The 739-nt window shown below is 37.1% G+C and carries 1 protein-coding gene; it reads right to left on the minus strand.

The features are described from left to right. The coding region (locus FDW87_RS21120; protein ID WP_212725449.1) for a hypothetical protein at positions 1 to 367 on the minus strand (367 nt) is incomplete at its 3' end. Positions 368 to 739: the final 372 nt, after the last annotated feature.

Below are 739 nucleotides of genomic sequence, written 5' to 3' on the forward strand. Positions count from 1 at the left end.
CCCATGCCCAGCCCTGCTCTAAAACGCTTTCCGTGGCTTTCTGGCACTCCGGCGACAGTTTGGCCAGCTCAGCCTGAGAAAGGCTGCTGATATTTTCGGGACACTGCTTTTTTTTGTCTTCGTTGTTGTTAAGATCGGCGGCAAATGTATTACCGCTTAATGCCAGGGCAATACAAAATGAAATAGCTTTCCTTTGCATAATGTGAGTCTCTCTGATGTGAGCGAAATGATATAGATAAAACGACATAGCGACGAAACACGCCGCCGCAGATTCTCCGAATCTGTAATACAGCGGCACCATATAAATAAATTTATATAGAAGCGAGTATATCCAAAGACATATTTCATAACAACGAATCACCGCCATGAATATATATCTCAACGCATTGTTTTTATTGGGATTGATAAAAATAAGAATAAAGGAATCATTAAAAAAAACATAAAATACAACATGTTGCAATCATAGATTTTTATGTAAATTTTTTAATTCTCGATATTTTGCGGAATGAATGGAGGGGGAGTGCTAAGGCATATCTTATAAATTATAATTTTTAATGTATGAATATTAAAAAACAATATTCTACGTGAATTTATTCACTTATCATTCACATTTATCGAATTAATTATCTTTTAACAGAAATAATAATACGCATGAATTTTCTGCGGCACGAATCATCGGGCGATACCGATATTCCTCCTGCGCCAGGTTACAGCTGCGTTGGCTTTTTAAGGGGCCAAC

The sequence above is a fragment of the Citrobacter sp. wls826 genome (assembly GCF_005281245.1).
GTDB lineage: Bacteria > Pseudomonadota > Gammaproteobacteria > Enterobacterales > Enterobacteriaceae > Citrobacter > Citrobacter braakii.